Source organism: Amycolatopsis lexingtonensis (assembly GCF_014873755.1).
Classification (GTDB): Bacteria; Actinomycetota; Actinomycetes; order Mycobacteriales; family Pseudonocardiaceae; genus Amycolatopsis; species Amycolatopsis lexingtonensis.
This window is the reverse complement of record NZ_JADBEG010000001.1, coordinates 7,859,706-7,883,656: the sequence shown is the minus strand read 5'-3', so window position 1 is coordinate 7,883,656 and position 23,951 is coordinate 7,859,706. Positions and strand designations below refer to the sequence as shown.

24 protein-coding genes are annotated in these 23,951 nt (G+C 71.7%); 8 read left to right on the top strand and 16 right to left on the bottom strand.

The annotated features are described in order from the left end of the window. Positions 1 to 63 precede the first annotated feature (63 nt). The 6 genes from H4696_RS36530 to H4696_RS36505 are packed head-to-tail and all read right to left on the bottom strand — an operon-like array spanning position 64 to position 5,125. Positions 64 to 243 (bottom strand): tautomerase family protein, encoded by a 180-nt coding sequence (locus tag H4696_RS36530; protein WP_225955897.1) that lies wholly within the window; start codon positions 241 to 243, stop codon positions 64 to 66. Positions 244 to 263: 20 nt separating this feature from the next. Beyond that, entirely contained in the window at positions 264 to 1,301 is a 1,038-nt protein-coding gene (locus H4696_RS36525) for a GNAT family N-acetyltransferase (RefSeq protein WP_192782733.1), read from the bottom strand. Beyond that, positions 1,295 to 2,338, bottom strand: coding sequence for a GNAT family N-acetyltransferase (locus H4696_RS36520; protein ID WP_086859556.1), 1,044 nt, complete (start codon positions 2,336 to 2,338; stop codon positions 1,295 to 1,297). Before H4696_RS36520 ends, H4696_RS36525 begins: the two co-directional genes overlap by 7 nt. Then, positions 2,335 to 3,366 (bottom strand): hypothetical protein, encoded by a 1,032-nt coding sequence (locus tag H4696_RS36515; RefSeq protein WP_086859603.1) that lies wholly within the window; start codon positions 3,364 to 3,366, stop codon positions 2,335 to 2,337. Before H4696_RS36515 ends, H4696_RS36520 begins: the two co-directional genes overlap by 4 nt. 23 nt (positions 3,367 to 3,389) lie before the next feature. Continuing rightward, the gene (locus tag H4696_RS36510) at positions 3,390 to 4,421 is read right to left on the bottom strand and encodes a GNAT family N-acetyltransferase (protein WP_086859554.1); all 1,032 of its coding nucleotides are present in this window, start codon (positions 4,419 to 4,421) and stop codon (positions 3,390 to 3,392) included. Continuing rightward, positions 4,418 to 5,125 (bottom strand): hypothetical protein, encoded by a 708-nt coding sequence (locus tag H4696_RS36505; protein ID WP_086859601.1) that lies wholly within the window; start codon positions 5,123 to 5,125, stop codon positions 4,418 to 4,420. The genes H4696_RS36510 and H4696_RS36505 overlap by 4 nt, the downstream gene beginning before the upstream one ends. 324 nt (positions 5,126 to 5,449) lie before the next feature. On the opposite strand from H4696_RS36505, the gene H4696_RS36500 reads away from it, so the two are divergent. The 5 genes from H4696_RS36500 to H4696_RS36480 are packed head-to-tail and all read left to right on the top strand — an operon-like array spanning position 5,450 to position 11,447. Then, a complete protein-coding gene (locus H4696_RS36500; RefSeq protein ID WP_086859553.1) occupies positions 5,450 to 6,460 on the top strand; it encodes a glycosyltransferase family 2 protein in 1,011 nt (336 codons plus the stop codon). Beyond that, positions 6,457 to 7,698, top strand: a complete 1,242-nt coding sequence (locus H4696_RS36495; RefSeq protein WP_192782732.1) for an ATP-grasp domain-containing protein — start codon at positions 6,457 to 6,459, stop codon at positions 7,696 to 7,698. The genes H4696_RS36500 and H4696_RS36495 overlap by 4 nt, the downstream gene beginning before the upstream one ends. Further along, positions 7,695 to 8,942, top strand: coding sequence for a hypothetical protein (locus H4696_RS36490; RefSeq protein WP_086865540.1), 1,248 nt, complete (start codon positions 7,695 to 7,697; stop codon positions 8,940 to 8,942). The genes H4696_RS36495 and H4696_RS36490 overlap by 4 nt, the downstream gene beginning before the upstream one ends. Positions 8,943 to 8,958: 16 nt before the next feature. Then, positions 8,959 to 10,758: a carbamoyltransferase family protein gene (locus tag H4696_RS36485; protein ID WP_086865539.1), complete on the top strand. Its 1,800-nt coding sequence runs from the start codon at positions 8,959 to 8,961 to the stop codon at positions 10,756 to 10,758. Beyond that, on the top strand, positions 10,755 to 11,447 hold the full coding sequence (locus H4696_RS36480) for a hypothetical protein (protein ID WP_249027297.1): 693 nt from the start codon (positions 10,755 to 10,757) through the stop codon (positions 11,445 to 11,447). Before H4696_RS36485 ends, H4696_RS36480 begins: the two co-directional genes overlap by 4 nt. On the opposite strand, the gene H4696_RS36475 is transcribed toward H4696_RS36480, so the two are convergent. Continuing rightward, positions 11,413 to 12,039: a TIGR03085 family metal-binding protein gene (locus tag H4696_RS36475; protein WP_192782731.1), complete on the bottom strand. Its 627-nt coding sequence runs from the start codon at positions 12,037 to 12,039 to the stop codon at positions 11,413 to 11,415. The genes H4696_RS36480 and H4696_RS36475 overlap by 35 nt on opposite strands. A gap of 207 nt (positions 12,040 to 12,246) precedes the next feature. Here H4696_RS36475 and H4696_RS36470 point away from each other — a divergent pair, with 207 nt between their 5' ends. Further along, complete coding sequence (locus tag H4696_RS36470; protein ID WP_086859882.1) at positions 12,247 to 13,308, top strand: NADH:flavin oxidoreductase/NADH oxidase; 1,062 nt, start codon at positions 12,247 to 12,249, stop codon at positions 13,306 to 13,308. A 175-nt stretch (positions 13,309 to 13,483) separates the two neighbouring features. Here the strand turns inward: H4696_RS36470 and gad are convergent, their stop codons facing one another. The 4 genes from gad to H4696_RS36450 form a co-directional block, all read right to left on the bottom strand. Then, on the bottom strand, positions 13,484 to 14,869 hold the full coding sequence (gene gad / locus H4696_RS36465) for a glutamate decarboxylase (protein WP_086859884.1): 1,386 nt from the start codon (positions 14,867 to 14,869) through the stop codon (positions 13,484 to 13,486). Between the two features lie 73 nt (positions 14,870 to 14,942). Then, positions 14,943 to 15,419, bottom strand: a complete 477-nt coding sequence (locus tag H4696_RS36460) for a Dps family protein (RefSeq protein WP_086859886.1) — start codon at positions 15,417 to 15,419, stop codon at positions 14,943 to 14,945. Positions 15,420 to 15,460: 41 nt separating this feature from the next. Continuing rightward, the gene (locus H4696_RS36455) at positions 15,461 to 15,883 is read right to left on the bottom strand and encodes an organic hydroperoxide resistance protein (protein ID WP_086859888.1); all 423 of its coding nucleotides are present in this window, start codon (positions 15,881 to 15,883) and stop codon (positions 15,461 to 15,463) included. 134 nt (positions 15,884 to 16,017) lie between these two features. Continuing rightward, positions 16,018 to 16,566: an NADPH-dependent FMN reductase gene (locus H4696_RS36450; protein ID WP_086859890.1), complete on the bottom strand. Its 549-nt coding sequence runs from the start codon at positions 16,564 to 16,566 to the stop codon at positions 16,018 to 16,020. Positions 16,567 to 16,717: 151 nt separating this feature from the next. On the opposite strand from H4696_RS36450, the gene H4696_RS36445 reads away from it, so the two are divergent. Beyond that, positions 16,718 to 17,773 (top strand): alpha/beta hydrolase, encoded by a 1,056-nt coding sequence (locus H4696_RS36445; RefSeq protein ID WP_086859892.1) that lies wholly within the window; start codon positions 16,718 to 16,720, stop codon positions 17,771 to 17,773. 71 nt (positions 17,774 to 17,844) lie between these two features. Here the strand turns inward: H4696_RS36445 and H4696_RS36440 are convergent, their stop codons facing one another. The 3 genes from H4696_RS36440 to H4696_RS36430 form a co-directional block, all read right to left on the bottom strand. After that, positions 17,845 to 18,369 (bottom strand): hypothetical protein, encoded by a 525-nt coding sequence (locus H4696_RS36440; protein ID WP_086859894.1) that lies wholly within the window; start codon positions 18,367 to 18,369, stop codon positions 17,845 to 17,847. A gap of 380 nt (positions 18,370 to 18,749) precedes the next feature. Beyond that, positions 18,750 to 19,349, bottom strand: a complete 600-nt coding sequence (locus H4696_RS36435) for an acyl-CoA-like ligand-binding transcription factor (RefSeq protein WP_192782729.1) — start codon at positions 19,347 to 19,349, stop codon at positions 18,750 to 18,752. Further along, positions 19,330 to 20,850 (bottom strand): DHA2 family efflux MFS transporter permease subunit, encoded by a 1,521-nt coding sequence (locus H4696_RS36430; RefSeq protein ID WP_225955895.1) that lies wholly within the window; start codon positions 20,848 to 20,850, stop codon positions 19,330 to 19,332. Before H4696_RS36430 ends, H4696_RS36435 begins: the two co-directional genes overlap by 20 nt. A gap of 175 nt (positions 20,851 to 21,025) precedes the next feature. Between H4696_RS36430 and H4696_RS36425 the strand changes: the two genes are divergently transcribed. Beyond that, positions 21,026 to 22,183, top strand: a complete 1,158-nt coding sequence (locus H4696_RS36425; RefSeq protein ID WP_420831574.1) for an MFS transporter — start codon at positions 21,026 to 21,028, stop codon at positions 22,181 to 22,183. A gap of 63 nt (positions 22,184 to 22,246) precedes the next feature. Here H4696_RS36425 and H4696_RS36420 read toward each other — a convergent pair whose 3' ends face one another. Continuing rightward, positions 22,247 to 22,627 carry a hypothetical protein gene (locus H4696_RS36420; RefSeq protein WP_192782728.1) on the bottom strand — a complete coding sequence of 127 codons (381 nt, stop codon included), beginning with the start codon at positions 22,625 to 22,627 and terminating at the stop codon, positions 22,247 to 22,249. A gap of 16 nt (positions 22,628 to 22,643) precedes the next feature. After that, positions 22,644 to 23,822: an RtcB family protein gene (locus tag H4696_RS36415; RefSeq protein ID WP_192782727.1), complete on the bottom strand. Its 1,179-nt coding sequence runs from the start codon at positions 23,820 to 23,822 to the stop codon at positions 22,644 to 22,646. Between the last annotated feature and the right edge of the window lie 129 nt (positions 23,823 to 23,951).

The following is a 23,951-nucleotide window of genomic DNA, read 5'->3' as shown; positions in this document are numbered from 1 at the left end:
CCACCCGCCACTTTCACGTGAAAGCGACGCCCCAAGACGTAGCTTTCACGTGAAAGTGGCGCTTCAGCGTTCCGAGTGCAGGACGCCGCCGGTGGCCCAGTGGTCCGCGCCGATCTCGACGAGCGTCACCTGGACGCCTTCGGGCTTGCCGCCGCACGTGCGGACGAAGGCGTCGGTCAGCTCGCGGACCAGCGCGCTCTTCTGGGCGGGGGTGCGGCCGGGGAACATGGCAACGCTGATCATGGGCATGGCGGCTCCTGGTACTAGGCGGGACGCCGCGAAGCTAGCACCGGGACGGCCGCCGCGAACTGCGGGACGAGCCGCGCGCCGAGGGTCGCCTTCATCTCCGTCATCTTCTTGCCGAACACCACCGACGCCCGGCCGTTCGCGATCGCCCAGCGCACCGCCTCGCCGTAGAAGTGGAAGTACAGGTTCGGCCGGCCGCCGTCCGACGGCGGCAGCGCGCCCCAGTGGCGGGCGATCGGCAGGTCCGGGTGGTCGAGCAGGGTGGCCAGCGCGATCAGCCGTCCGGTGCGGGTGTCGCGGTACTCGATCACCGAGACGTCCGGCTCGCTCAGCAGCGCGGCCAGGTAGCCGGTGAAGTGCGGCAACGGCACGATCGGCACGTCGTGGTGCTTGCGCTCGTTGTGCCGCAGCACCTCGGCGACGGCGACCGGGTCGGCGTCCTTGCCCGGCACGAACCGCACCTCGACCGACGGGTCGGCGTCGAAGGTCCGGAAGATCTTGCGCAGGTTCTGCTTCCGCTTGCGGGCCAGCGAGTTCATCCAGTCGTCGCGGGAGCCGAACGCGGCGACGTCGAGCACCGCGATGTCCTCGGTCCGCCGCACCAGCCGGAACCGCCCGTCGACCGCGGGCACGCCCGGCTCGCCGACCTGCCGCACCAGCAGCCCGCGCAGGCCGCGGCCGAGTTCGGCCCGCATGGCCGGGACGTACGCCTCGAGCAGGCGCGTGACGCCGCCGTCGTCGCCCGCGTCGGCGAACCACCAGCCCGGCTGCGAACCCGCACCCGGACCGCGGACGTCGAGGCCGCCGAACCAGCCACGGCCCGGGCCGGCGAACCGGTGCCGCCGCGTCCGGCCGGTGACCCACGCGGCGCTGACCACCCCGCACGGCTCGCCGCCCTCGCGCAGCACGGTCACCGGCTGCGGGGTCCGCGCGGCCCACGCCTGGGTGGCGAGCACCGGCCAGCTCCAGTCGGCGCGCAGGCCGGCCCGCGCGCGCAACGCCGTCCAGTACGCCGGTTCCGCGTCGTGACGCGGGTCGAGCACGTCGATCACCACCGCGTCACCGGCCTCGGCACGACCACGCCGGTCATCGGGCTCGGGCTGAACCCCAGCGACGCCTTGAGGTCGGTGACCCCGCGGCCCAGCGACAGGAACTTCCGGTTGTTCTCGATCATGTGCCGCACTCCCCGCACGACGACGTCGAAGTAGAGGTGTTTCGGCCGGCCGCCGCCGGGCGGCAGCGCGGCCCAGTGCTGGTGCAGGGGCATCACCGGGTGGTCGAGCAGGTCGGTGAAGGCGAGCAGGCGCCCGTCGGCGTCGTGGTAGGTCGTGGTGACGACGTCGGGGCGGCGGATCAGCTCCCCGAGGTACTCGGCGGTGACCGGGCCGCGCTGGTCGAACTTCACCGGCCCCTTGGTGGCGCGGTGCGCCCGCAGCATCGCGGCCAGCTCTTCGGGGTCGAGGTCGTCCCGCGCGGTCCCCTCGCGGACGACGATCGCCGGGTCCGCGGCGATCTTGCGGATCTGGCCGCGCAGGCTCGACCGCCGGTTGCGGCTCAGCGAGGCGAGCCAGTCGTCTAGGTCGCCGAAGGTGTTCTCCAGCACCAACGCGGGCTGGATTTCGCGGACGAGCCGGCCGCGCCCGGCCACCAGCCCGGCGGTGTCCGGGGTGGCCGCGCGGTAGACCACGCCGAGGCAGCCCGGGCCGGTGCGCCGGCAGGCGGCACGTTCGAACCGGCGCAGGATCTCGCGGCGCGCGGCGGCGTCGAGCGCTTCGGCGAACAGCCACGCGGGGTAGCACGACAGCCAGGCGTGCTGGACCTCCAGCCAGCGCGGCGTCCACCGCGCGACGCCGTCGACCGCGCCGGGCTCGGCCGAGCCGCCGGGATGGCACACCATCGCGAGCACGGCGGCGACGAGCTCTTCGCCGTCGCTGACGACCGTGAGCAGGTATGGGCTGCGTGAGCACCGCGACTCAGTGCACAACAGGCCGTAGTCCCAGGTCAGCGGGGCCTGCTGGGCTTCGAGGAACGCGGCCCAGCCGGCGGGTTCGGGGTCGGTGCGCGGGTCGAGCACCCGGACGGTCCAGGTCATCGGCCCAGCACCGGCCTCGGGACGGCCACCGAGAAGAGGCTTCGTGTGCCGAAGCCCAGCGCCTTCTTCTCCGGCAGCATCGCGCGGCCGGCGGTCAGTTCCGGTCGTCCCGCGGCGATCATGTGGGCCACGCACCGGGCGTAGCAGTCGACATAGAGACCCTTCCGGCCCCCGGCCGCGCTCGGGAGCGCGGCCCAGTGGTGGACCGCGCAGCCGCGGTCCTGGTCGATCATCGCGTTGAAGCCGAGCAGCCGGCCGTCCCCGGCGCGGTAGGTCCGGGTCACGACGTCGGGCCGCCGGACGAGCCCGTCGAGGTACGCCGGCGCGATCGGGCTGCGGGTGTCCAGGTGCAGCCCACCGACCCGGGAACGCTGGCCGCCGGCCCACGCGCGTTCGTCCTGCCGGGCGCGGTGGGCGTTGAGCAGCGTGGCCAGCTCGTGCGGATCGAGGTCGGTGCGCCCGGCCGCCGCTTCCGTTTCGACGTCCGGGTTCAGGTACCGGCGGACGTCCGGCGCGAGCCCCGCCGCCCATTCGTCCACAGTGGAATACCGGTTGACCAGCACCGCGGCCGGGTCGATCTCGCGGCTGACCCGCGCCCGCCCGGCCAGCGCGGGCACCAGCTCCGGGTTCATCGCGCGGTAGACCACCCCGAGCAGCCCCGGGCCGACGTACTCGCGCAGTGCCCGCTCGAACCGCCGGATCGCCGTGCGCCGATCGGTGAAGTCCTCGTCGAACACGGACGCCGGATAGCCGCTGAGCAGCGGGAGGTAGACCTCGGCCCAGCGCGGCCGGAACCGGCCGCCGGAGACGGGCCCGAACGTGCCGCCGCCCCAGCCCCGGCACACCATCACCGACAGCGCGCCGACGACCACCGGGCCCTGCCGGACCACGGCGAGCACCGGCGGGTTCTTCGCCAGCCACGCCTCGCGGCGCAGCAACTCGTAGTCCCACACCGGAGGCAGGCACCGGGCCCGGAACGCGGCCCAGCCCTCCGGCGGCGGGTCGACGCGCGGGTCGTGAACGTCCACTTGCGACACTGCGACGACGGTCTTCACCGGCCCAGCACCGGCCTCGGCACGGCGGCCGTGTAGACCGGCCGGGGCCGGAACCCCAGCTCCTGCTTCAGCGCGATCATGCCGCGGCCGGCGGACAGTTCCCGGGCTCCGCGCTTCGCCGTGAAGCGCACCGCGCGCACGTAGGAGTCGAAGTACAGCCACTTCTTCCCGCCCGCGTCCGGTGGCAACGCGGCCCAGTGCTGCAGGACGGGGGTGTCCGGGTGGTCGAGCAGCGTCTGCACGGCGAGCAGCTTCCCCCCGGTGTCGGTGTAGGTCAGGGTGTGCACGTCCGGCCGCCGGACGAACCGGTCAAGGAACCCCGCCGACGGCGGTGTGCGGGTGTCGAGCGCCAGCCGCCCGTACCGCTCGCGGTGCGCCTGGATCAACCCGGCCAGCTCGGCGCCGTCGAGGTCGGTGCGGCCCGGTCCGCCGCGGATCACCAGGGAGGTGTCCTCGGCGAGCCGGCGCCGCTGCCGCCGCAACCCCGCCCGCCGCGACTTCCCCAGCGACGCGATCCAGTCCTCTTCGGACTCGAACCGGTTGTCCAGCACCGCCACCGGATCCACGCGCTTGACGAGCCGGCCGCGGCCGCCGAGCCCGGCGGCGAGGTCCTCGCCGAGCGCGCGGTGGACGACCCCGAGCAGGCCGGGACCGAGGCGGCGGCCCAGTTCCCGTTCGAACTCGCGCACCAGCGCCGGCCGGTCGGCCACGCCCGGCGCGAACGCGATCCCCGGGTAGCCGCTGAGCCACGGCTGGCAGACCTCGGCCCAGAACGGCCGCAGCAAGCGCTTCCCGGGCCGGGGCGCGAACCGCGGCGCCACCCGGGGACGGCAGACCAGCACGGAGACCGCGGCGACGAGCTCGTCCCCGTCGGCCGCGACGACCAGCAGCTGCGGGTTGCGGGCGCCCCAGGCTTCGAGGCCCATCACGCCGTAGTCCCACACCGGGTGCAGCCGTGCGGCGCGCGAGAACGCCGCCCACCCCGCGGGTGCCGGGTCGGCGCGGGGGTCGTGGACCGCGAACCTCATGCCAGGACGACCGGGGTGCCGTGCCGCGGGCAGAACGCGATCTCGCCGGGCACCCCGCCGGCCGGGACGACGTCCACGAACCGCGGGGAAGCCTGGCGCAGCAACGTGAACGCGAGCCCGGCGGCCGTCTCCCGGGCGTAGACGTGCGGCCAGTCGAGGTGCCACCGCCCGCAGCCGCCCAGCGCGCCGAGGTACCCGAGCACCGGGTCGTGCAGCACGCCGTACGGGCCGGCGTCCAGCGAATCGAGCTCGCGGTGCGGCACGGCCTCGACGCGGTGGTCCTCGGTGAACGCCGCGATCGCCTTGTCGTCGCCGACGGCGAGCACGCGGCGCCCGCGGTCCAGCACGGCCGCGACCTCGCGCAGCACCGAGGCGCTAGGCGCGTCCGGATCGGCGACACAGCCCCGGACGCCCTTCGGCAGGTCGGTGGGCGGGCGCAGGTCGTCGGGGCCCAGCAGGACGACCAGGCTGCCCGGACCGGGCCGCCGGGCCGTCCGCAGGACCCGCCCGAGCCCGCGCGCCGGCTCGGGCCGCCGGGCGCCGCCGGCGAGCGGCACGAGGTCGACCAGTTTGTGCACGGCTTCCGCGAGGGGTGCCGCGCCGCCGTTCGTCCCGGTGCGCCCGGGCACCACGACCGGGTCCTCCCGGCCGTCGAGCGCCCAGCGCTCGCGGTAGAACGGCACCGTCGCGAACGCCGAGCGCACCGCCCGGACGTAGGCGGCACGCCACACGACCCCCGCCCCCAGATTCCACATGGCCGGGGAGTCTGCGCCACCGACCGGCCCGCGGGGAAGGACCTGGCCGTCAGGTCACCCCGAATGCCGGATGGGTTACTACTTTGGTCTGGGGCTGAACGGTGGAATTCGTAGAAGTACCGTCGCCGTTTCCCGATCCATCTGCTTATAACTCCCGCCACACCGCAATCGGCAAGCGGCCTTACCGGATCCGGCTGGGGGATTCATGATCACAATTCACACTGTCGGTGACCGCGCGGACACGAATTCGGTACACCCACCTGAGCAGGGCAGATGACCACCCCTTTCCCGGGGCCGGCCCACAGTGGACTCACCGTAGTCATTCCGTGCTTCAACGAAGTCGACAACATAGAACCGTCCTATCGGGAAATAACCAACGAACTAGGCCACTATTCGCTGGAACTGTTTTACGTCGACGACGGGAGCGTCGACGGAACGCTGGACAAGATCCGCGCGCTCGCGGCCGCGGACCCGCGCGTGCGGTATTTGTCCTTTTCCCGGAACTTCGGTTTCGAGGCCGCTTTCTCGGCCGGCTACCGCTACGCGTCGCAACCGTGGGTCCTGCACGTCGACGCCGACCAGCAGTTCCCCGCCGCCGAGGCGGAGAAGCTCGTCGCGGCGGCCGAGCAGGGCAACGACGCGGTCTTCGGCGTCCGCACGAACCGCCAGGACCCGCGGCTGCGGCGGTGGGGCACCGCCGCGTTCCACTTCCTCGGCCGGCGCGTGCTGCGCATCGAGATCCCGCCGGGCGCCACGGCGTTCCGGCTGGTCCGCGCGGAACTGGCCCGCAAGATCGTCGACCTGCGGCTCGGCACGCCGTACTTCCTGGCCACGGTCCCCCGGCTGACCAGCCGGTACACCTGCGTCCAGGTCGCGCACCGGGCCCGCGAGCGCGGCGAGTCCAAAGTGGGCTTCGGGTTCCTGGCTTCGCACGCCATCGAACTCTTCGTCGGGTTCACCCGGCGGCTCACGACCGCGGCGTCCGCGACGGCGTTGCTGGCCGCGGGGATCGCGGTGCTCGCCGGCGGCGCGGCGGCGTTCGGCCTGCTCGGCGCCGGGGTCACCGCGACGCTGCTGTTCGCGCTGCTCGCGGTCCTGCTGCTGGTGGCGTCGCTGACCGTGCGCTACCTCGTCGTGGTCGGCGCGGGTCAGCCGCGGCCGCGGCAGTTCTACGTCCGGGAAGCGAACGTCGTCGTCGACGCCGAGGACCGGCTCTTCACCCCGGCGGACCCGGCGGGTCCCCGGCTCATCGATGTGCAACTGGGGAAAGGCGTTTCGGCGTGACGAGTTCGAAGAAGGACCCCGCGAGAACCCTGGTGATCCTCGGGGGCGCGGACGGTTCGGTCAGCACCTACGAGCGGGCGCGGGAACTGGGGTTCCGCACGATCTGCGTCGACGTCCGGCCCGGCGCGCCGGCGGTGGCGTACGCGGACGAGTTCCTGCAGGTCAGCGTCCGGGCACCGGAGCAGATCGCGGCGGCGCTGGAGGGCCGCCGCGACCTCGCGGGCGTGCTGTGCCCGGCCAGCGACGTCGGCCTGCCCGCGCTGGCGTGGCTGACCCGGCACTGGGGGCTCCCGGATCCGCTGCCCGAGTACGCGGTCCGGGCGTCGACGGACAAGTCCGTGTTCCGCGCGCTGTGCGACCACCTGGCCCTGCCCAGCTACCGCAGCGTCGACGGCCGCCCGGGCCCGGAGCTCGTGCACGCCGCGCAGCAGCTGCGGTTCCCCGCGCTCGTCAAGCCGGTCGACTCCTCCGGCAGCCGCGGGGTCGTCTCGTGCCCCGGCCCCGGCCTGCTGACCAAGGCGTTCACCGAGTCGCTCGCGTTCTCGCCGTCCGGGCGACTGGTCGTGGAGGAGCACCTCGACGGTTCGCACTTCACCATCGAGGCGCTGGTCGTCGACGGCCGGATCGTCTTCCACGCCGTCACCGAACGCGTGCTGACGCCGCCGCCGTTCTTCGTGACGTCGTCGCACCTGCTGCCCGCCGAGCTGCCCGCCGACGTCGAGCTGGGCCTGATCGAAGCCCTCGACCGGATCTGCACCGAGCTCGGCTACCGGACCGGACCGCTGACGCTGGACGCCGTCCTGGGCCGGGACGGGCGGCTGTACCTCGTCGAAATGGGCGCGCGGATGGGCGGCAACGGGCTCGCCGAGGCGATCGCGCACTGCCACGGCGCCGACCTGATCGGCGCGGGGATCGCCGCGGCCACCGGCGGCGAGGTCACGCTGGACCTGCACGAGCCGAAGCCGACCCTGGTGCACATCCTCGCGTCCGACCGCGGCGGTCACCTGTCCCGAGTGGACGGTATCGACGACGTGCGCGCGATGCCGGGTCTGGTCGGGCTGCACCTGTTCGCCGACGAGGGTTCGTTCGTCCGGCCGTACGAACAGGCGGGGCACAAGCTCGGGTACGTCGTGCTCACCGCCGGCTCGGTGCCGGAGCTGCTCACGGCGGAGAACGCCGTCCGCGGCACGCTGAAGTTCCTGCTCCACGACCAGGACATGGCGGTACCCCTGCCGTGACCGCGCCCTCCGCCGCTTCGCCGGTCGCGGCCCCGCCGCGACCGGCGGTGGTGCTGCGGCTGCTCGCCGGCCGCGGGGTTTTCCGGCTGTCGGTCCAGGTGATGGGGCTGGTCCTGATCACGGCGTGGGGCGCCCGCGACTACGGGCGCTTCGCGAACGCGCTGGGCCTGATGACCTGGCTCAACTTCGTGCCGGCCGCGGCGGAGAAGTCGGCGTTGAAGAGCCTGCCGCGGCTGCACCGGACCCGGGACGCCGTCGCGGCGCTCGCGGTCCGGCTGGCCGCGGTGCCCGTGCTGGCGGTGCTGGTGGCGACGGCCGTCGCGCTGGTGGTGGCTCCGCGCTCGGACGCGGCGCTGTACCTGACGGCGGCGGCCTGGTCAATCTCCGGCGGGCTGCTGATGACCGTGTCCGGCCTGCACCGGCTGCGTGACAAGTCCACTTTGGACGCGCTGGCGTTCGCCGCGGGCTCGGTCGTGGTCGGCGTCGTGACGTGCGTGACGTGGGCGGTGCGCTGGCCGCCCGAGACGCACCTGGCGATGCTGCTGGGCGGGATCCTCGTCATCCTCGGTACCTCGGTCGCCCTGCTGCCGCGCCCGTGGCTGCGGGGTGGCGGTGTCCCCGGACACCGGCTGCTGCCCGCGTTCGGCCGCAGCACCGTCCTGCTCGGCCTGACCGAACTGCTCGACGTCATCTCGACGTCGGTCGTGTTCGCGGTGCTCGCGCTGTCCGGCCGGACCACCGACAGCGGCCCGTTCTACCTGGCGCTGCTGGTGTCGAGCGCGTTCTGCTCGCTGCTGTACTACCAGCTCAAGCTGCACCAGCCGGCGGCGTCACGGCGGATGCGCGGCACGGGCGCGGCGGCCGGGCGGGCGCGGGCGGTTTCACTGCTGCGGCTGGTCGAACGCGCCGGGATCGGCGTGGTCCTCGTGCTCGGCGCGGGTCTCGCCATCCCCGGGACCCGCGCCCTGCTCACCGCCGAAGACGCCTACGTCGTCCTCGGGGTGCTCGTGCTCGTCGAGACGGCGTTGTACGCGACCGGGCTGTACGCGGGCTTCCTCATCGAAAACACCAACAGCAAGGTGCTGACGCTGACGTCCGGCACCGCCGTCGTGTCGCTCGTCGCCACCGCCGTCGCCGCGGCGCTGCTCGTCCCCGTCCTCGGGCCGGTCGGCGGGTTCGCCGCGCTCGTCCTCGCGCTCGCGGTGAAGGCGGCCGTCCTGCGGCGCCTGGTCCGCCGATTCTGAACCACTGGGAGAGATCATGTACGTACTGGGCATCAGCCGGGTGCACGACTCGGCGGCGGCACTCGTGCGCGACGGCGAGATCATCGCGTTCGCCGAGGAAGAACGCTTCACGCGCGTGAAGCACGACGGCGGCTTCCCCGCCGAGGCCATCAAGTTCTGCCTGGAGCGCGCCGGGATCACCCTGGCCGACGTCGACCACGTGGCCTACTACTGGCAGCGCTGGAAGGAAGGCATCCACGCGGCCAAGGTGTTCGCGCGGTACTTCCCCGGCACGCTGGACGTCTTCCGCAACGCCAACGGCGACGAGGGCGGCAAGTCCGCGGGCATGGTCGACACCTTCCGGACCGGGGGCGGCTCCGGCCACGACGACTACCACGTCGGCGGCGCGGTTCTGGCCCACATCAAGCGGTCCTACACGCTGGCGAACGACGTCAAGGAAGCCGTCGGCTGGACCGGGCCGACGAAGTTCAAGACCCACCTCGTGGACCACCACCGCGCGCACGCGGCCAGCGGGTACTTCATCTCGCCGTGGGACGAGTCGGCGGTCATGACGTTCGACGGCATCGGCAGCGACGGCACGGCGACCTACCTCGCGCACGGCCGCGGGAACAAGATCGTCGACCTGCGCCGGATCAAGTTCCCGCACTCGCTCGGCGCGATGTACGCGGGCGTCACCGGCTACCTCGGCTTCTTCCCGACCCGCGACGAAGGCAAGATCATGGGCCTGGCGCCGCTGGGCGAGGACACCTACGTCGACGCGTTCAAGCAGCTCATCCACCTCGACGACGACGGCGGCTTCGAACTCGACCTGAGCTGGTTCGGCCACCACCGCACCGGCAAGCACGTGATGTCCCGGAAGTTCACCGACGCCTTCGGCCCGGCGCGGCCGAAAACCCGCGTCACGGCTGCGAATCCCGTTCCCCAGCACTACTGCGACATCGCGTACGCCCTGCAGGTGACGCTCGAAGAAGCGGGCCTGCACCTGGCGCGCTGGCTGCAGCGCGAGACCGGTTCGAAGCGGCTGTGCGTCGCCGGCGGGGTCGCGCTGAACAGCGTCATGAACGGGCGGATCCTGCTGGAGACGCCGTTCGAGGACTTCTTCGCCCAGCCCGCGGCGGCCGACGACGGCTGCGCGCTCGGCGCGGCTTTGGACGTCTCGGTCGCCAAGTACGGCAAGCCGCGCCCGCGCGACGGCTACACCTACACCGGCCCCGACTACACCGAGGCCGAGATGGAACTGGCGCTGCAGGACGCCGGCGTCGAGTACGAGCGCGTCGACGACATCGCGGCGCACACCGCGGCGAAGGTGGCCGAGGGCAAGATCGTCGGCTGGGTGCAGGGCCGGATGGAGTGCGGGCCGCGGGCGCTGGGCAACCGGTCGCTCGTCGCCGACCCGCGCGATCCCGAGTCGAAGACGCGGATGAACGAGAAGGTGAAGCACCGCGAGGCGTTCCGGCCGTTCGCGCCTTCGTGCCTGGAGGAGCGCGCGGGCGAGTACTTCGTCAGCGACTACCCGTCACCGGTGATGCTGCTGGTGTTCGACGTCCTGCCGGACAAGCGCGCCGAGGTCCCGGCGATCACGCACGTCGACGGCACCGCGCGGGTGCAGACTGTCAGTCGTGCGGACAACCCGCTGTACTACCGGATGATCAGCGAGTTCGAGAAGCTGACCGGGGTGCCGATGGTCGTCAACACCTCGTTCAACGACAACAACGAGCCGATCGTGGCCAGCCCGGCCGACGCGATCGCGTGTTACCTCAAGACCGACGTCGACGCGCTGGCCCTCGGACCGTTCTGGGTGGAGAAGGAACTGTGACGCTCTTGGAATCGCCCGGCCTGGTCGCCGCCCTGTACCGGCGGCGGCAGTGGCTGTGGCTGGTCGCCGCCGTCCCGGCGGTGGTCACCACGCTGCTGATCATGGTGGTGCTGCCGCCGGACCAGACGCTGGACAACGTCGGCGACTGGGCGTTCAAGCTGTGCCCGTTCGTCTTCGCGGTGCTGACGGTGTCGCTGTTCCCGCGCGGCCGCTTCGGGCCGGCGTTGATCGTGTTCGCCGTCTTCGTCTACATGTCCTATTTGGACACCGAGCTGGTGATGCGGGTGCAGGGGTTCGCGCGCTCGCCCGACCAGGACTTCCAGCCGGTGTACCAGTTCGAGCTGTTCGTGACGACGTTCATCGTGCTGTTCGCGCTGCTGGCCTACCGCCTCGGCGGCGGCCGGACGGCGAACGTGCTGAAGGTCGGGATCGCGTCGATCCTCGTGGTGATCTCCGGCGTGAACGACCTGACGTTCTGGGCGCTCAACGACGTCTGGGCGGCGGGCACGAAACCGACCGAGCTGAAGTGGGCGTCGCACATGATCGTGTTCCTCGGCGGGCCGCCGAGCGTGCCGGCCGCGGTGGCTTTCATGGCCGTGCACCTGGTGCTGGCCGCGATCGTCGTGTCGCTGCCGGTGGGCCGGTGGGTTTCGGTCAGAGTCCGCGGTTCACGGCCTGCAGCTTCGTGACGGCGGCCGCGTCGCCTTCGAACTCCAGGTGCACGGCGTCGCGGCCGAACACGAACAGCAGCAGATCGACCGGCGCCCCGATCACGGCGACGGGATCGGGCCCGGTCTTGACGGCGGCCTCCTGCCCGGTGGTGGTCCGGAGCGTGACGCCGACTGGCGCCTTGCGGAGGTTGAGCTTGGCGGCCTGTTTCGCCGACCGCCAGGCAGCGGCATCCCTCGTGGCGTCGGCCGGGCGTGGTTCCCAGCCGGGCTGCGCGCGCCGGACGTCCTCGTGGTGGACGAGGAACTCGGCGGTGTTGGTCAGCTCGTCGAGCGGGCCGATCGCGGTGGGCCAGAACTTGGACGGGCCCTGCTTGACCTGCTCGACGAGGGCACCCCAGGCCTTGGCGGCGTAGCGGTCTTGGACCTTTTGCGTGTGCCCGGCGAGGGCGGGGATGAGGATCCCGGGCGCGGCGTCGAGGCGGTGTTCGCGCACGACGAGGTGCGCGGCGAGATCGCGGGTCGTCCAGCCTTCGCACAACGTGGGCGCGTCGGGCCCGAGTTCGCGGAGGAGGAAGCTCAAGGCCTGGCGTTCGTCTGCAGCGACACCCATGGGGCCGAGGTTACCCGCCGGTAGAGGCATTGGCGACGGGAAGAGACGCCGCGCACGTACCTGGTCGCCTGAGCGCCCCAATGTGGCGTTCGGTGCGTCTGACGCACCGAACGCCACATTGGGTGCGCTGGACGCAACCAACGCCACATTGGGGCGCTTGGGGCAGGGCACGGGAAGAGACCACCGGCACCTGTCGTTGCCCCAGAGGTGAGCCGACTCTTCAGCCCGATCACCGTCCGCGGCCTGACCCTGCCGAACCGCGTCTGGGTGTCTCCGATGTGCCAGTACTCCGCCGCCGATGGCTTTCCCGGTGACTGGCACCTCGTCCACCTCGGTCAGTTCGCCACCGGCGGGGCCGGGCTCGTCATGACCGAAGCCACCGCCGTCAGCCCCGAAGGCCGGATCAGCCCGCAGGACACCGGCATCTGGAGCGACGAGCACGCGGACGCCTGGCGCCGGATCGTCGACTTCGTGCACGGCCAGGACACCGCCATCGGCATGCAGCTCGCCCACGCCGGGCGCAAGGGGTCGACGCACCGGCCCTGGGACGGGCCCGGCAGCGTCGCGCCCGAGGACGGGGGCTGGGAGAGCGTCGGTCCGTCCGCGACGGCGTTCGGCGACTACGCCACTCCGCGCGAGCTGACCACCGACGAAGTCAGCGCGCTCCCCGAAGTCTTCGCCGAGGCGGCCCGCCGGGCGGAGAACGCCGGCTTCGACGTGCTCGAGCTGCACTTCGCGCACGGCTACCTCGTCCACCAGTTCCTGTCGCCGCTGTCCAACACCCGCACCGACCGCTACGGCGGCGACTTCGAGGGCCGCACGCGCCTCGCGCTGGAGATCGCCGACGCGGTCCGCGCGACGACCGGCCTTCCCCTCTTCGCCCGGCTGAGCGCCACCGACTGGGCGGACCACGGCTGGACCCTCGACGACTCGGTCCGGCTGGCGAAGCTCCTGGCCGAGCGCGGGATCGACCTCATCGACACCTCGACCGGCGGCAACGTCCCGAAGCCGGACATCCCCGTCGGCCCCGGCTACCAGGTGCCGTTCGCCGAGCGGATCCGCGCCGAAGCCGGCCTCCCGACCGGCGCGGTCGGCATGATCACCGACCCGCACCAGGCCGAGGAAATCGTCCGGAACGACCAGGCCGACGTCGTGTTCCTGGCCCGCGCGCTATTGCGCGACCCGCACTGGCCACTGCGCGCGGCGAACGTCCTCGGCGCCGACGTGCGCTGGCCCGACCAGTACGCCCGGGCCAAGTCCTGGCACTAGTGTCGCGCGTCCGAGGCTCGTTGACGGCCGGCGGCCACGTGCGAACGTCTTGAATGAGTCATTCAGGTCTTCGGAGGTCCTGAATGACTCATTCAAGACCTTTGGTTGCCGTTGCCGGGCCGGCGTTCTGCCACCCGGGCGTGTCCCGTGTGTCAAGCAACCTTGACGCGTGGCACTAGTGGTGGAAGGCGGTCGCCTTCGCGGGGTCCTTCGGGTGGCCGCCCTCCTTCGCCAGCTCCGGGAGCAGCCGCTCCAGGTCGGCCAGCAGCAGGTCCGCGAGGTCGTGCGTGAAGCCGTTGCGGACGACGATCCGCAGCACCGCCAGGTCCGTCCGCTTCTCCGGGAACGTGTACGCGGGCACCAGCCACCCCCGCTCGCGCAGGCGGCGCGACACGTCGAAGACGTCGAACCCCGCGTCCGGGCGGGTCGTGAACGCGAACACCGGCAGCTGATCCCCGCGAGTCAACAACGAGAAGGGGCCCAGCTCCGCGATCCCCGAAGAAAGGTGCGTCGCCACGTCCCGCGAAGCCTGCTGCACCGCGCGGAAACCGTCGCGGCCGAGGCGGACGAACGTGTAGTACTGGGCCGCGACCTCGGCGCCAGGGCGCGAGAAGTTCAGCGCGAACGTCGGCATGTCGCCGCCCAGGTAGTTGACGTTGAACACCAGCTCCGGCGGCAGCGCGGCCCGGTCGCGCCAGATCACCCAGCCGACGCCCGGGTACACCAGCCCGTACTTGTGGCCCGACGTGTTGATCGACGCCACGCGCGGCAGCCGGAAGTCCCACTCCAGCTCGGGATCGAGGAACGGCGCGACCATCGCGCCCGAAGCGCCGTCGACGTGCATCGGGACGTCCCAGCCGGTGCGCTCCTGCAGGGCGTCCAGCGCCGCGGCGATCTCGGCGACCGGCTCGTAGCTGCCGTCGAACGTCGAGCCCAGGATGGCCACCACGCCGATCGTGTTCTCGTCGCAGCGCGCGACCGCTTCCTCGGCGGAGAGGTGGTACCGGTCGCCGTCCATCGGCACCAGCCGCGGCTCGACTTCCCAGTACTCGCAGAACTTTTCCCAGCACACCTGGACGTTCACGCCCATCACCAGGTTCGGCTTCCCGGTGCGGCCGAGCTTGGACCAGCGCCGCTTAAGCGCCATCCCGGCGAGCATGCAGGCTTCGGACGACCCGGTCGTCGAGCAGCCCATGATGTCCGTGGGGTCGGGCGCGTGCCACAGGTCGGCGAGGATGTTCACGCAGCGCCGCTCCAGCTCCGCCGTCTGCGGGTACTCGTCCTTGTCGATCATGTTCTTGTCGACGCACTCGGCCATCAGCTCGCGCGCCTGCGGCTCCATCCACGTCGTGACGAACGTGGCGAGGTTGAGCCGCGCGTTGCCGTCGAGCATCAGCTCGTCGCGCACGAGCTGCAACGCGGTGTCCGGCTGCAGCGAGTCGTCGCGCAGCTTGTCGTGCGGCATGACGAAGTCCGCCGCCAGCGCCGGGTTCGCCCCGGCGTAGAGCGGGTTCGTCCCGGCCGTGCGGTCGCGATCGGCTTTCCCCTGATGCAAGACCATGCCACCGAACGTACCGACCGCCGCCGACGAAAAAGGGCCGCTCCGTCCGGAACGGCCCTTTCGCGTTAAAAAATCAAGCCTGCTGCGCCTGCCACATCCAGTGCGCCTCTTCCAGCGCGCGGGTGATCTCGATCAGCAGGTCCTGCGTCACGAGGTCGCTCTTGTCGGTCTCGTCGATGCGCTTGCGCAGCCGCTCGATGAGCGCGGCGAGGATGTCCACGATCGCCGCGACCGTCGACTCCACCGACTGCCAGTTGTCGGGGTACTCGGGCACGCCCGAGCTCTCGACGACGGTCTTCGCCTTGCCGTTCGGCGAAACACCGATGGCGTTGGCGCGCTCGGCGACCTCGTCGACGTACTGGCGCGCGGTGTTGACCAGCTCGTCGAGCTGGAGGTGCGCGCTGCGGAAGTTCGCGCCGACGACGTTCCAGTGCGCCTGCTTCGCGATCAGGGAGAGGTCGACCAGGTCGACCAGCGTCGCCTGCAGGGCGTTGCCGGTGATCTCCTTGTCGGCCTCGGAAAGCGGGCTCTTGATCGGAGAGGTGCTCATCTGACGTGATCCTTTCCTCTGACTGGTTCGACGGCGGGGATTCAGACGGTGGCGGAGAGCGCGACCTCGATGTTGCCGCGGGTCGCGTTCGAGTAGGGGCAGACCTGGTGGGCCTGCTCGACCAACTGGTCGGCCTGCGCCTGCTCGAGGCCCGGCAGGGAGACATTGAGCGCGACGCCGAGACCGAAGCCGACCTCCTGCTTGAGCACGCTCACCTCCGCGGTCACCGTCGAGTCGTGGAGCTGGACCTTGGCCTGGCGGGCGACCAGCTGCAGGGCGCTGTGGAAGCAGGCCGAGTAGCCGGCGGCGAAGAGCTGTTCGGGGTTGGTCTTGTCCCCGCCCGGGCCGCCCATCTCCTTCGGGATGGCCAGCGACTCGTCGATGACGCCGTCCGACGAAGTCACCTCGCCGTTGCGGCCGTCGCCGCGCGCCGTCGCCACCGCCGTGTAGATCGCCTGACCCATGCTCAGCCTGCCTTCTGTTCCGGACGCTCCTCGACGAGCGTCTCACCGGACACAACATCCCGCACCCGCGGAACAGTGCCCGCACATGGCAGGCGTCACGTACATCGATTACCCGGGTGCCCCCGGGCGAAACGTCATGCGGTGCGCGCCACCGCGAACTCGGCCACCTGGCGCCCGATCAGGCGAAGGGTCCGCACGCTCTTCTCGTCCGACGCGCCGCCGCCCTCGTCGAACTTGGTCTCGGCCGAGTTGATCGAACCACCCAGTGGGGTGGCCCAGCCGCGCAGCGCGTGCGTGATCGTGCGCAGCTGTTCGAGCGTGGTCACCGCGGCCTGCCAGCCGTACGCGACGGCGGCGAGGCCGACCGCGCGGCCGTCGAGGTAGGGCCGGCGGTCGTCACGCAGGTCCTCGACGTAGTCCAGCGCGTTCTTGACCAGGCCGGACAGTGCGCCGTGGTAGCCGGGCGAGACGACGATGAGCCCGTCCGCCTCCCGGATGGCTTCGACGAGCCGCGTGGCGCGTTCGTCGCGCTCCGGCACGCCGGCGTCGTAGAAGGGGAGGACCAGTTCCGGGCCGGTCAGCAGCCGGGTCCGGACGCCGACTTCGGCCGCGCCGCCGAGCGCGATCTGCAGCGCGCGTTCGGACTGGGAGCCCTCGCGGAGAGAGCCGCCGATCCCGAGCACGTTGAGCGTCCTGGCTGAAGTCACGCTTTCCAGGCTAACCCCTCCAGTTAACTGGAGGACCAGACTCTGGGACGGAGGTCCTGGTCACAACTGGACCTGTTACCTACTGACAAGTAACGTCCGGGGCGGCATCGACGCTCAGGAGGAACCCATGGCGATCCCGCTCCCGATCCGTGTCCAGGCGGCCGCGTCCCAGCTGGCGTTCTGGCTGCCCACGCCGGTCCGGCGCGCGGCGGCGGGGCGGACCGTCCGCATCGACGGCCAGGACCTGGCGCTCGACGCCCAGCTGCTGCTCCGGCTGCAGAAGATCGCCCGCGCGGAGCTGGTGCGCGGTTCGGTCGAGCAGTCGCGCGCCCTGCTCGACCTGGGCAGGCACCTGGTCAGCGGCAAGCCGGTCGAACCGGTTTCGGTGCGCGAGATCGCCGTGCCGACCCCGGACGGCGACCTGCCTTCGACGCTCTACACGCCGGCCGGGCTGCCCGAGAAGTCGCCGCTGCTCGTGTTCTTCCACGGCGGTGGCTGGGTGATCGGCACCCGCGCGAGCCACGACAACGCCGTCCGCTTCCTGGCCAAGCACGCCGGGGTGCGCGTGCTGTCGATCGAGTACCGGCTGGCCCCGGAGTTCCCCTTCCCGGCGGCGGCGGACGACGCGCTGGCGGCGTTCGACTACGCGGTGGCGAAGGCGGGCGACCTCGGCGCCGACCCGGCGCGCATCGCCGTCGGCGGCGACAGCGCGGGCGGCAACCTCGCGGCCGTGACCGCGCAGCAGGCGGTGAAGCGCGGCGGCCCGGCGCCGGCGTTCCAGCTGCTGATCTACCCCGCGACGGACTTCGCGCACCGCTACCGCTCGCAGGACCTGTTCGCCGAGGACCTGTTCCTGACCGACGTGCACATGAAGTGGTTCGAAGGCCACTACGTGCCCGAGGGCACCGACCTGACCGACCCGCGCCTGTCCCCGCTGCGCGCGGACGACCTGAGCGGCCTGCCGCCGGCCCTGGTCGTCACGGCCGGCTTCGACCCGCTGCGCGACGAGGGCGAGGCCTACGCGAAGAAGCTCGCGGACGCCGGGGTCGAGGTCGCGCTGCGGCGGCACGAGGACCTGATCCACGGGTTCATCAACTTCACCGGCGTCGGCACGCGATTCCGCGAAGCACTGGCCGAAACGGCGGGCGCACTGCGGCAGGGATTGTCCAAGAAACCGGAGTGAAACGAATCCGGAGCCCGGCGCGGAGAAATGTCCGCGGGCCGGGCTCCGGATCCCCCTGTTTTTCCCTGTGGTTATGGAGCGGGCAGCGGCGGCACCGGCAGCGGCGGTACCGGCAGGCCACCGAGCAGCCCGCCCAGGATGCCGGTGACGGCCGCCAGCAACGCCTTCACCAGGTCGCTGACGATCTTCAGCGGGCCGGGCAGGTCGGGCAGCGACGGGATCGGCAGCGGCAGCGGCGGCAGCTGCCGCGCCTTGGCCGTCGGGTCGGCCAGCAGCCGGCTGGACTCGTCGGCCCGGCCCTTGGCCAGGCCGGCCAGCTGCTCGGTGTCGGTCTGGACCGTGTAGCGCTTGCCCGCCGCGATGTCCGCGAGCACCGGGCTGAACTGCCCGAGGTCGCCGCGCGTGGCGCCGACGTTGCCCGCGTAGGCCACCTTGGTCAGGTCGTCACGCATCTGGAGCACCTGTGCGGCGAGGGCCTGGGTGCTGGAGGAACCCTTGCCCCCGTCCGGGCTCGCCGAAGCGATCCCCGCCATTCCGACCGCCAGCAGACTGCTCGCGGCTACCAGGGCGATGGACCGCCCGAACTTGCCTTTCATTTCCTACCTCCTGGCCTCGGGAGACCTGACGGGTTAAATCGATACCCGCCGTATCGGAGATAAGCCACCCGATCACCGGTTAGAGACGTTTTCTAACCCTTACGTGCCGGATCCGGAAAGGGCGAACTGGCCCGCATCTGATTAACGTCGAAAGCTTGCCCTTCCCCCTGAAGATCATCATGACCGATCCCGATCGTCACGCAGTGGTGAGCACTGTCCACTATGGAACAGTTGGGTCACCCACACAGGCGTAAACGGTGATCAATTGGCCTCATCACTCCGTCGGACCGCGTGTCGGGACTGCTCCAGACGGGGAGTCCCCCACGCTCGCACCGCCACCCACACAGGTCAGCGCGAAGACGCGAAGACGATTCGCCGATTCAGAGCGGCAAACCCGCTTCCAGGTGCGCCACGGCTTCGTCGAGGACCGCCAACGTGTCCGCCTCGGGATCCGCCGCCGACCCCAGGAACGCGGCCAGCACCACGCCGACCACCGCGCCCGCCCAGTTGCGGACCTCGAAGCCGCCCGGCTCGCGGCCGGTGCGCTGCGCGGCGAACCCGGCCAGCAGGTCGATCCCCTCGGCGAACTTGTCCATGGCCGCGGTGCGCAGCTCGGGTTCGCGCAGCACCAGCCGCTGCCGCTGGCGTTCGCGCTCCCACTCGTCGGCGGGGAGCACCTCGCGGATGGTGGTCACGGTCGCCCGCAGCGCGCCGATCGGGCTGAGCTCGGGCGGCTGCGCCAGCGCCGCGGCGATGAGCAGCGGGTCGAAGGGGTCGTACAGCACCGTCGCCTCCTTCGTCGGGAAGTACCGGAAGAAGGTGCTGGGCGAGATCTCCGCCGCGGCCGCGATCTGGTCGACCGTCGTCGCGCTGTAGCCCTGCTCGTGGAACAGCCGCAGCGCGTGCCGCTGGATCGCGGCGCGCGTCCTGGCCTTCTTCCGTTCGCGCAGTCCCTGCGGTTCAGATGGCGACGACGTCATGCCCCGATTCTCGCGGCTGCGCCCCGGCGACCGCCCGCCCGGGCAGGAACAGCGCCGCCAGCAGCGCCCCGGCCACGCCGAGCCCAGCGCAGACCCACAGCGTCGCCGCCATGCCGTCGGTGAACGCGGTCCGCGCGGACTCGGCGAGCCCGGGCAGGTGGAGCTTCCCGGCGACGGCGATCGCGGCGGACGCGCTGCCCCGCGCCGCGTCGGCCACCGGCGCGGGCAGGCCCGCCACCTCGACGCCGTCGCGGTAGACGCCGTTGAGCACCGTGCCCAGCACGGCGACGCCGATGGTGCCGCCGACCTGGCGCAGCACCTGGATCAGCGCCGAGCCGGCGCCCGAGCGGCCCTCGGTGAGCGCGCCCATCGCCATCGACATCAGCGGCGGCAGCGTGCACCCGGTGCCGAGGCCGATGACGACCTCCCAGCCGACGGTCCCGCCGTAGCCGTCCGACGGCGCCGTCCCCCACGCCAGTCCCGCCGCGAGCAGTAGGAACCCGCCGGTGACGACCACACGCACGCCCACCGCGGCGACCAGCCGCTCGGCGATCTTCGCCGCGACCAGCATCCCGCCGATCAGCGGCAGGAGCCGCAGGCCGGTCTGCAGCGCGTCGGCGCCCTGCACCGCCTGGAACAGCTGCGGCAGCACGAACATCAGGCCCATCAGCGCGAAGGACGCCATCGTGGCGAGCACCGCGCCCCAGACGAACCGCGGTTCGCGCAGCAGCGCGAGGTCGGTGAGGGGCGCCGCCACCCGCGTCTGGGTCCGGCAGAACACCGCGACGAGCGCGACGCCGAGCGCGATGAGGCCGCAGGTCACCGGGTCGGTCCAGCCGTGCTCGCCGGCGTGGACGAAGCCGTAGGTGAGCGCCACCAGCCCGGCGGCCGAGAGCGCGATGCCCGCGAGGTCGACGCGGCCCTGGCCCGACCCCGGCGTGAACGGCACGAGGAACAGCACCGCGGCCACGCCGACGACGGTCAGCGGGACGTTGATGAGGAACACCGAGCCCCACGCGAAGTGGTCGAGCAGCCAGCCGCCGAGCAGCGGCCCGAGCGGGATGCCGGCGAACGTCGCCATCACCCACGTCGTCAGCGCCTTCGCCCGTTCTTCCGGCGGGAACAGGATGTTGAGCAGCGAAAGCGACAGCGGGATCAGGAACGCGGCCCCGACGCCGAGCACCACCCGCGCGGCGATCAGCGCGCCCGGCGAACCGGCGTAGGCGCACCCCAGCGAGGCGAGCCCGAACACCGCGAGCGCGCCGAGCAGGAGCTTCTTCGGGCCGAACCGGTCGCCGAGCAGGCCCGCCGGGAGCAGGAGCGCGGCGAGCGCCAGCGTGTAGGCGTTGCCGAACCACTGCAGCTGCGTGGTCGTGGCGCCGAGGTCGACGGCCAGTGTCGGCACGGCGACGTTGAGCACGGTCAGGTCGAGGCCGACGGTCAGCAGGCTCACCGCGAGCGCGCCGAGGGCCCACCACCTGCGTGGATAGAACTGAGTCATAGCTACCCCCAATTGGTAGTCACTACCAAATGATAGTAGCTCTCAAATTAACGGAGCACCAGGCGCGAAATTTTGTTGCACGCGCGTACCAAGGTGCGTTCTCATCGAGGACGTGCCACTGCAGCCGTACCGCCGGGTCCTCGCCGTCCCCCGCGTGTCCTCGACCATGGCGCTGATGTTCCTGGCGCGGCTGCCGATGACCATGAACGGCGTGATGATGACGCTGTACGTCGTCACCGGGCTGGGCCGCGGCTACGGTGCCGCCGGCCTGGTCGGCGCCGGGATCACGCTCGGGATGGCGCTCGGCGCGCCCCTGGTCGGCCGGTGCATCGACCGGTACGGGCTGCGCCCGGTCGTCGCGGTCTGCGGGATCGCCACGACGGCGTTCTGGGTCGCCGCACCGCACCTGCCGTACGCGGCGCTCGCCGCGGTCGCGGTCCCGGCCGGCGCGCTCTCGGTGCCGGCGGGCTCGCTGGCCCGGCAGGTCCTGGCGGCGCTCGTCCCGGTGGCGGAGCGGCGGGCGGCGTACTCGCTGGACACCATCTCGATCGAAGTGACGTTCATGATCGGCCCGGCGGTCGGCATCGCGGCGATGACGTCGCTCCCGCCGACGTTCACGCTCAGCGCGCTCGGCGTGCTCTTCGGCGGCACGGCGTTCCTGATCTGGCTGGTCGACCCGCCGATCCGCGGCGACCGCGAGCCGGTCGTCGACGAGGTCCGCCCGAAGCTGCGCACGTGGCTGTCCTGGCGGCTGGTGTCCGCGCTGCTGATCGCGGGCGGCGCGCTGTTCGTGCTGGTCGGCACCGAACTGGCGACGCTGGCGGCCCTGCGCGCGAACGGCGAGCTCGGCGTGACCGGCCTGGTCATCGCGGTGATGTGCGCGGCGTCGATCCTCGGCGGCATCGTCCACGGTGCGGTCAAGCGGTCGCTGCCGCAGGGCGTGCTGATGCTGCTGATGGCGCTGCTGGTGGTGCCGGTCGGGCTGGCCGACCAGCCGTGGTGGCTGCTGATGCTGGTGCTGATCCCGACGAACCTGCTGTGCGCCCCGACCCTGGCGGCGACCACGGAGGCGGTCAGCAAGATCGCCCCGCCCCGCGTGCGCGGCGAGGCGATGGGCCTGCAGGACGCGTCGACCCGGCTCGGCCTGGCGCTGGGCAGCCCGTTCGTCGGCTTCGCGATCGACCACTCGAGCCCGGCGTGGGGCTTCGCGGCGGCCGGCCTCGGCGGCCTGCTGATCGCGGCGGCGGGCCTGTTCCACCGTCACTCCCGCACCCACGAACCGGCGGCCGACCCGGTCCCGGCGATGGCCACCACCAGCGGCGAGCGACCGTAGCTTTCACGTGAAAGCGCCCACCTGGGGCGTAGCTTTCACGTGAAAGCTACGTCCGGTGCGGGGTCAGCCGCAGGCTGCGCGCAGGGCGTCGAGCTTCGTGACGTTGCGCTGCACCCACTGGGCCACGACCCCGGCGTCCTCGATGCGTTCCTTCTGCACCTCGACGTACGAGCCCGCCATCCCCAGCAGCGCGTTCTTGACGTCCTGGTCCTGGACGTTCGCCGCCAGCTCGCGCAGCCGCCGTTCCTTGTCGGCCGCGCGGGCCTTGAGCTTGGCCGGGTCGACCAGCGGGTTCAGATCCGCGAGCCCGAGCGCCTCCGTGCACGCGCTCACCTTGTCCGCGGTCCGGTTCCCCTGGTCGACCGCGTCGCTGACCTCGGCACAGCCGCTCAACAGCAGTGCGCTCGCGGCCAGCAACGCGGCCGTCGTTCCACCCCTCGTCATGGCGCCAAGGTACCGGTCAGCCCTTGACGCAGACCACCTGCTTGAGGTGCGCGACCACCTCGACCAGGTCCGTCTGCGCCCGGATCACCGAATCGATGTCCTTGTACGCCGCCGGGATCTCGTCGACGACGCCGGAGTCCTTGCGGCACTCGACGCCGGCCGTCTGGGCGGCGAGGTCGTCCGCGGTGAACAGCTTCTTGGCCTTGTTGCGCGACATCCGGCGTCCGGCGCCGTGCGACGCCGACTGGAAGGACGAGTCGTTCCCGAGCCCGCGGACGATGTACGAACCCGTCCCCATGCTGCCCGGGATGATCCCGAGGTCACCCGATCCGGCCCGGATCGCGCCCTTGCGGGTGACGAGCAGCTCGACACCGTCGTACGTCTCCTCCGAGACGTAGTTGTGGTGGCAGGAGATGGCGTCGTCGAACGTCGTCTGCGGGACGACGTCCTTCAGCGCCTGCTTCACCAGCGCGACCATCGTGGCGCGGTTGCGCGCCGCGTAGTCCTGCGCCCAGAACAGGTCGCGCCGGTACGCCTGCATCTCCGGCGTGCCGGCGACGAACACGGCGAGGTCGCGGTCCGGCAGGTCGGCGTTGTGCGGCAGCTTGCGCGCGACCGCCATGTGCCGCTCGGCCAGCTCCTTGCCGATGTTGCGCGAACCCGAGTGCAGCATCAGCCAGACCCGGCCGTCGTCGTCGAGGCAGACCTCGATGAAGTGGTTCCCGCCCCCGAGGCTCCCGATCTGCCGCGCGGCCCGGTCGTGCAGCTCCTGGACGCCCTCGTGCAGCTCGCCGAAGCCCTTCCAGAACGCGTCCCAGCCGCCGACCCCGTGCACCTTCGCGGGGTTCACGGGCGTCTTGTGCAGCCCGAAGCCCACGGGCACGGCGCTTTCGATGCGACGGCGCAGCTTCCCGAGGTCGTCGGGCAGGTCGGCGGCGGTCAGCGACGTCCGGACGGCGCTCATCCCGCACCCGATGTCCACCCCAACGGCGGCGGGCGAGACGGCGTCGCGCATGGCGATGACGCTGCCGACGGTCGCCCCCTTGCCGTAGTGCACGTCCGGCATCACGGCGACGCCGTGCACCCACGGCAGGTTGGCGACGTTGTGCAGCTGCCGCATGGCCTGGTCTTCGACCGACGCGGGATCCGCCCACATCCGGATCGGGACGCGGGCCCCTTCGACAGCGGTGTGCATGATTTCCTCCCCTTGACTTGCTTGCGGTGCACAGGATCTCCCGGCCGCCGTCAAAACACCAACGCGATTTCTTCGTGAGCAAAAAGAAATCCGGCCGACGCGATCGGTCCGGCAGAATGAGCCGACCGT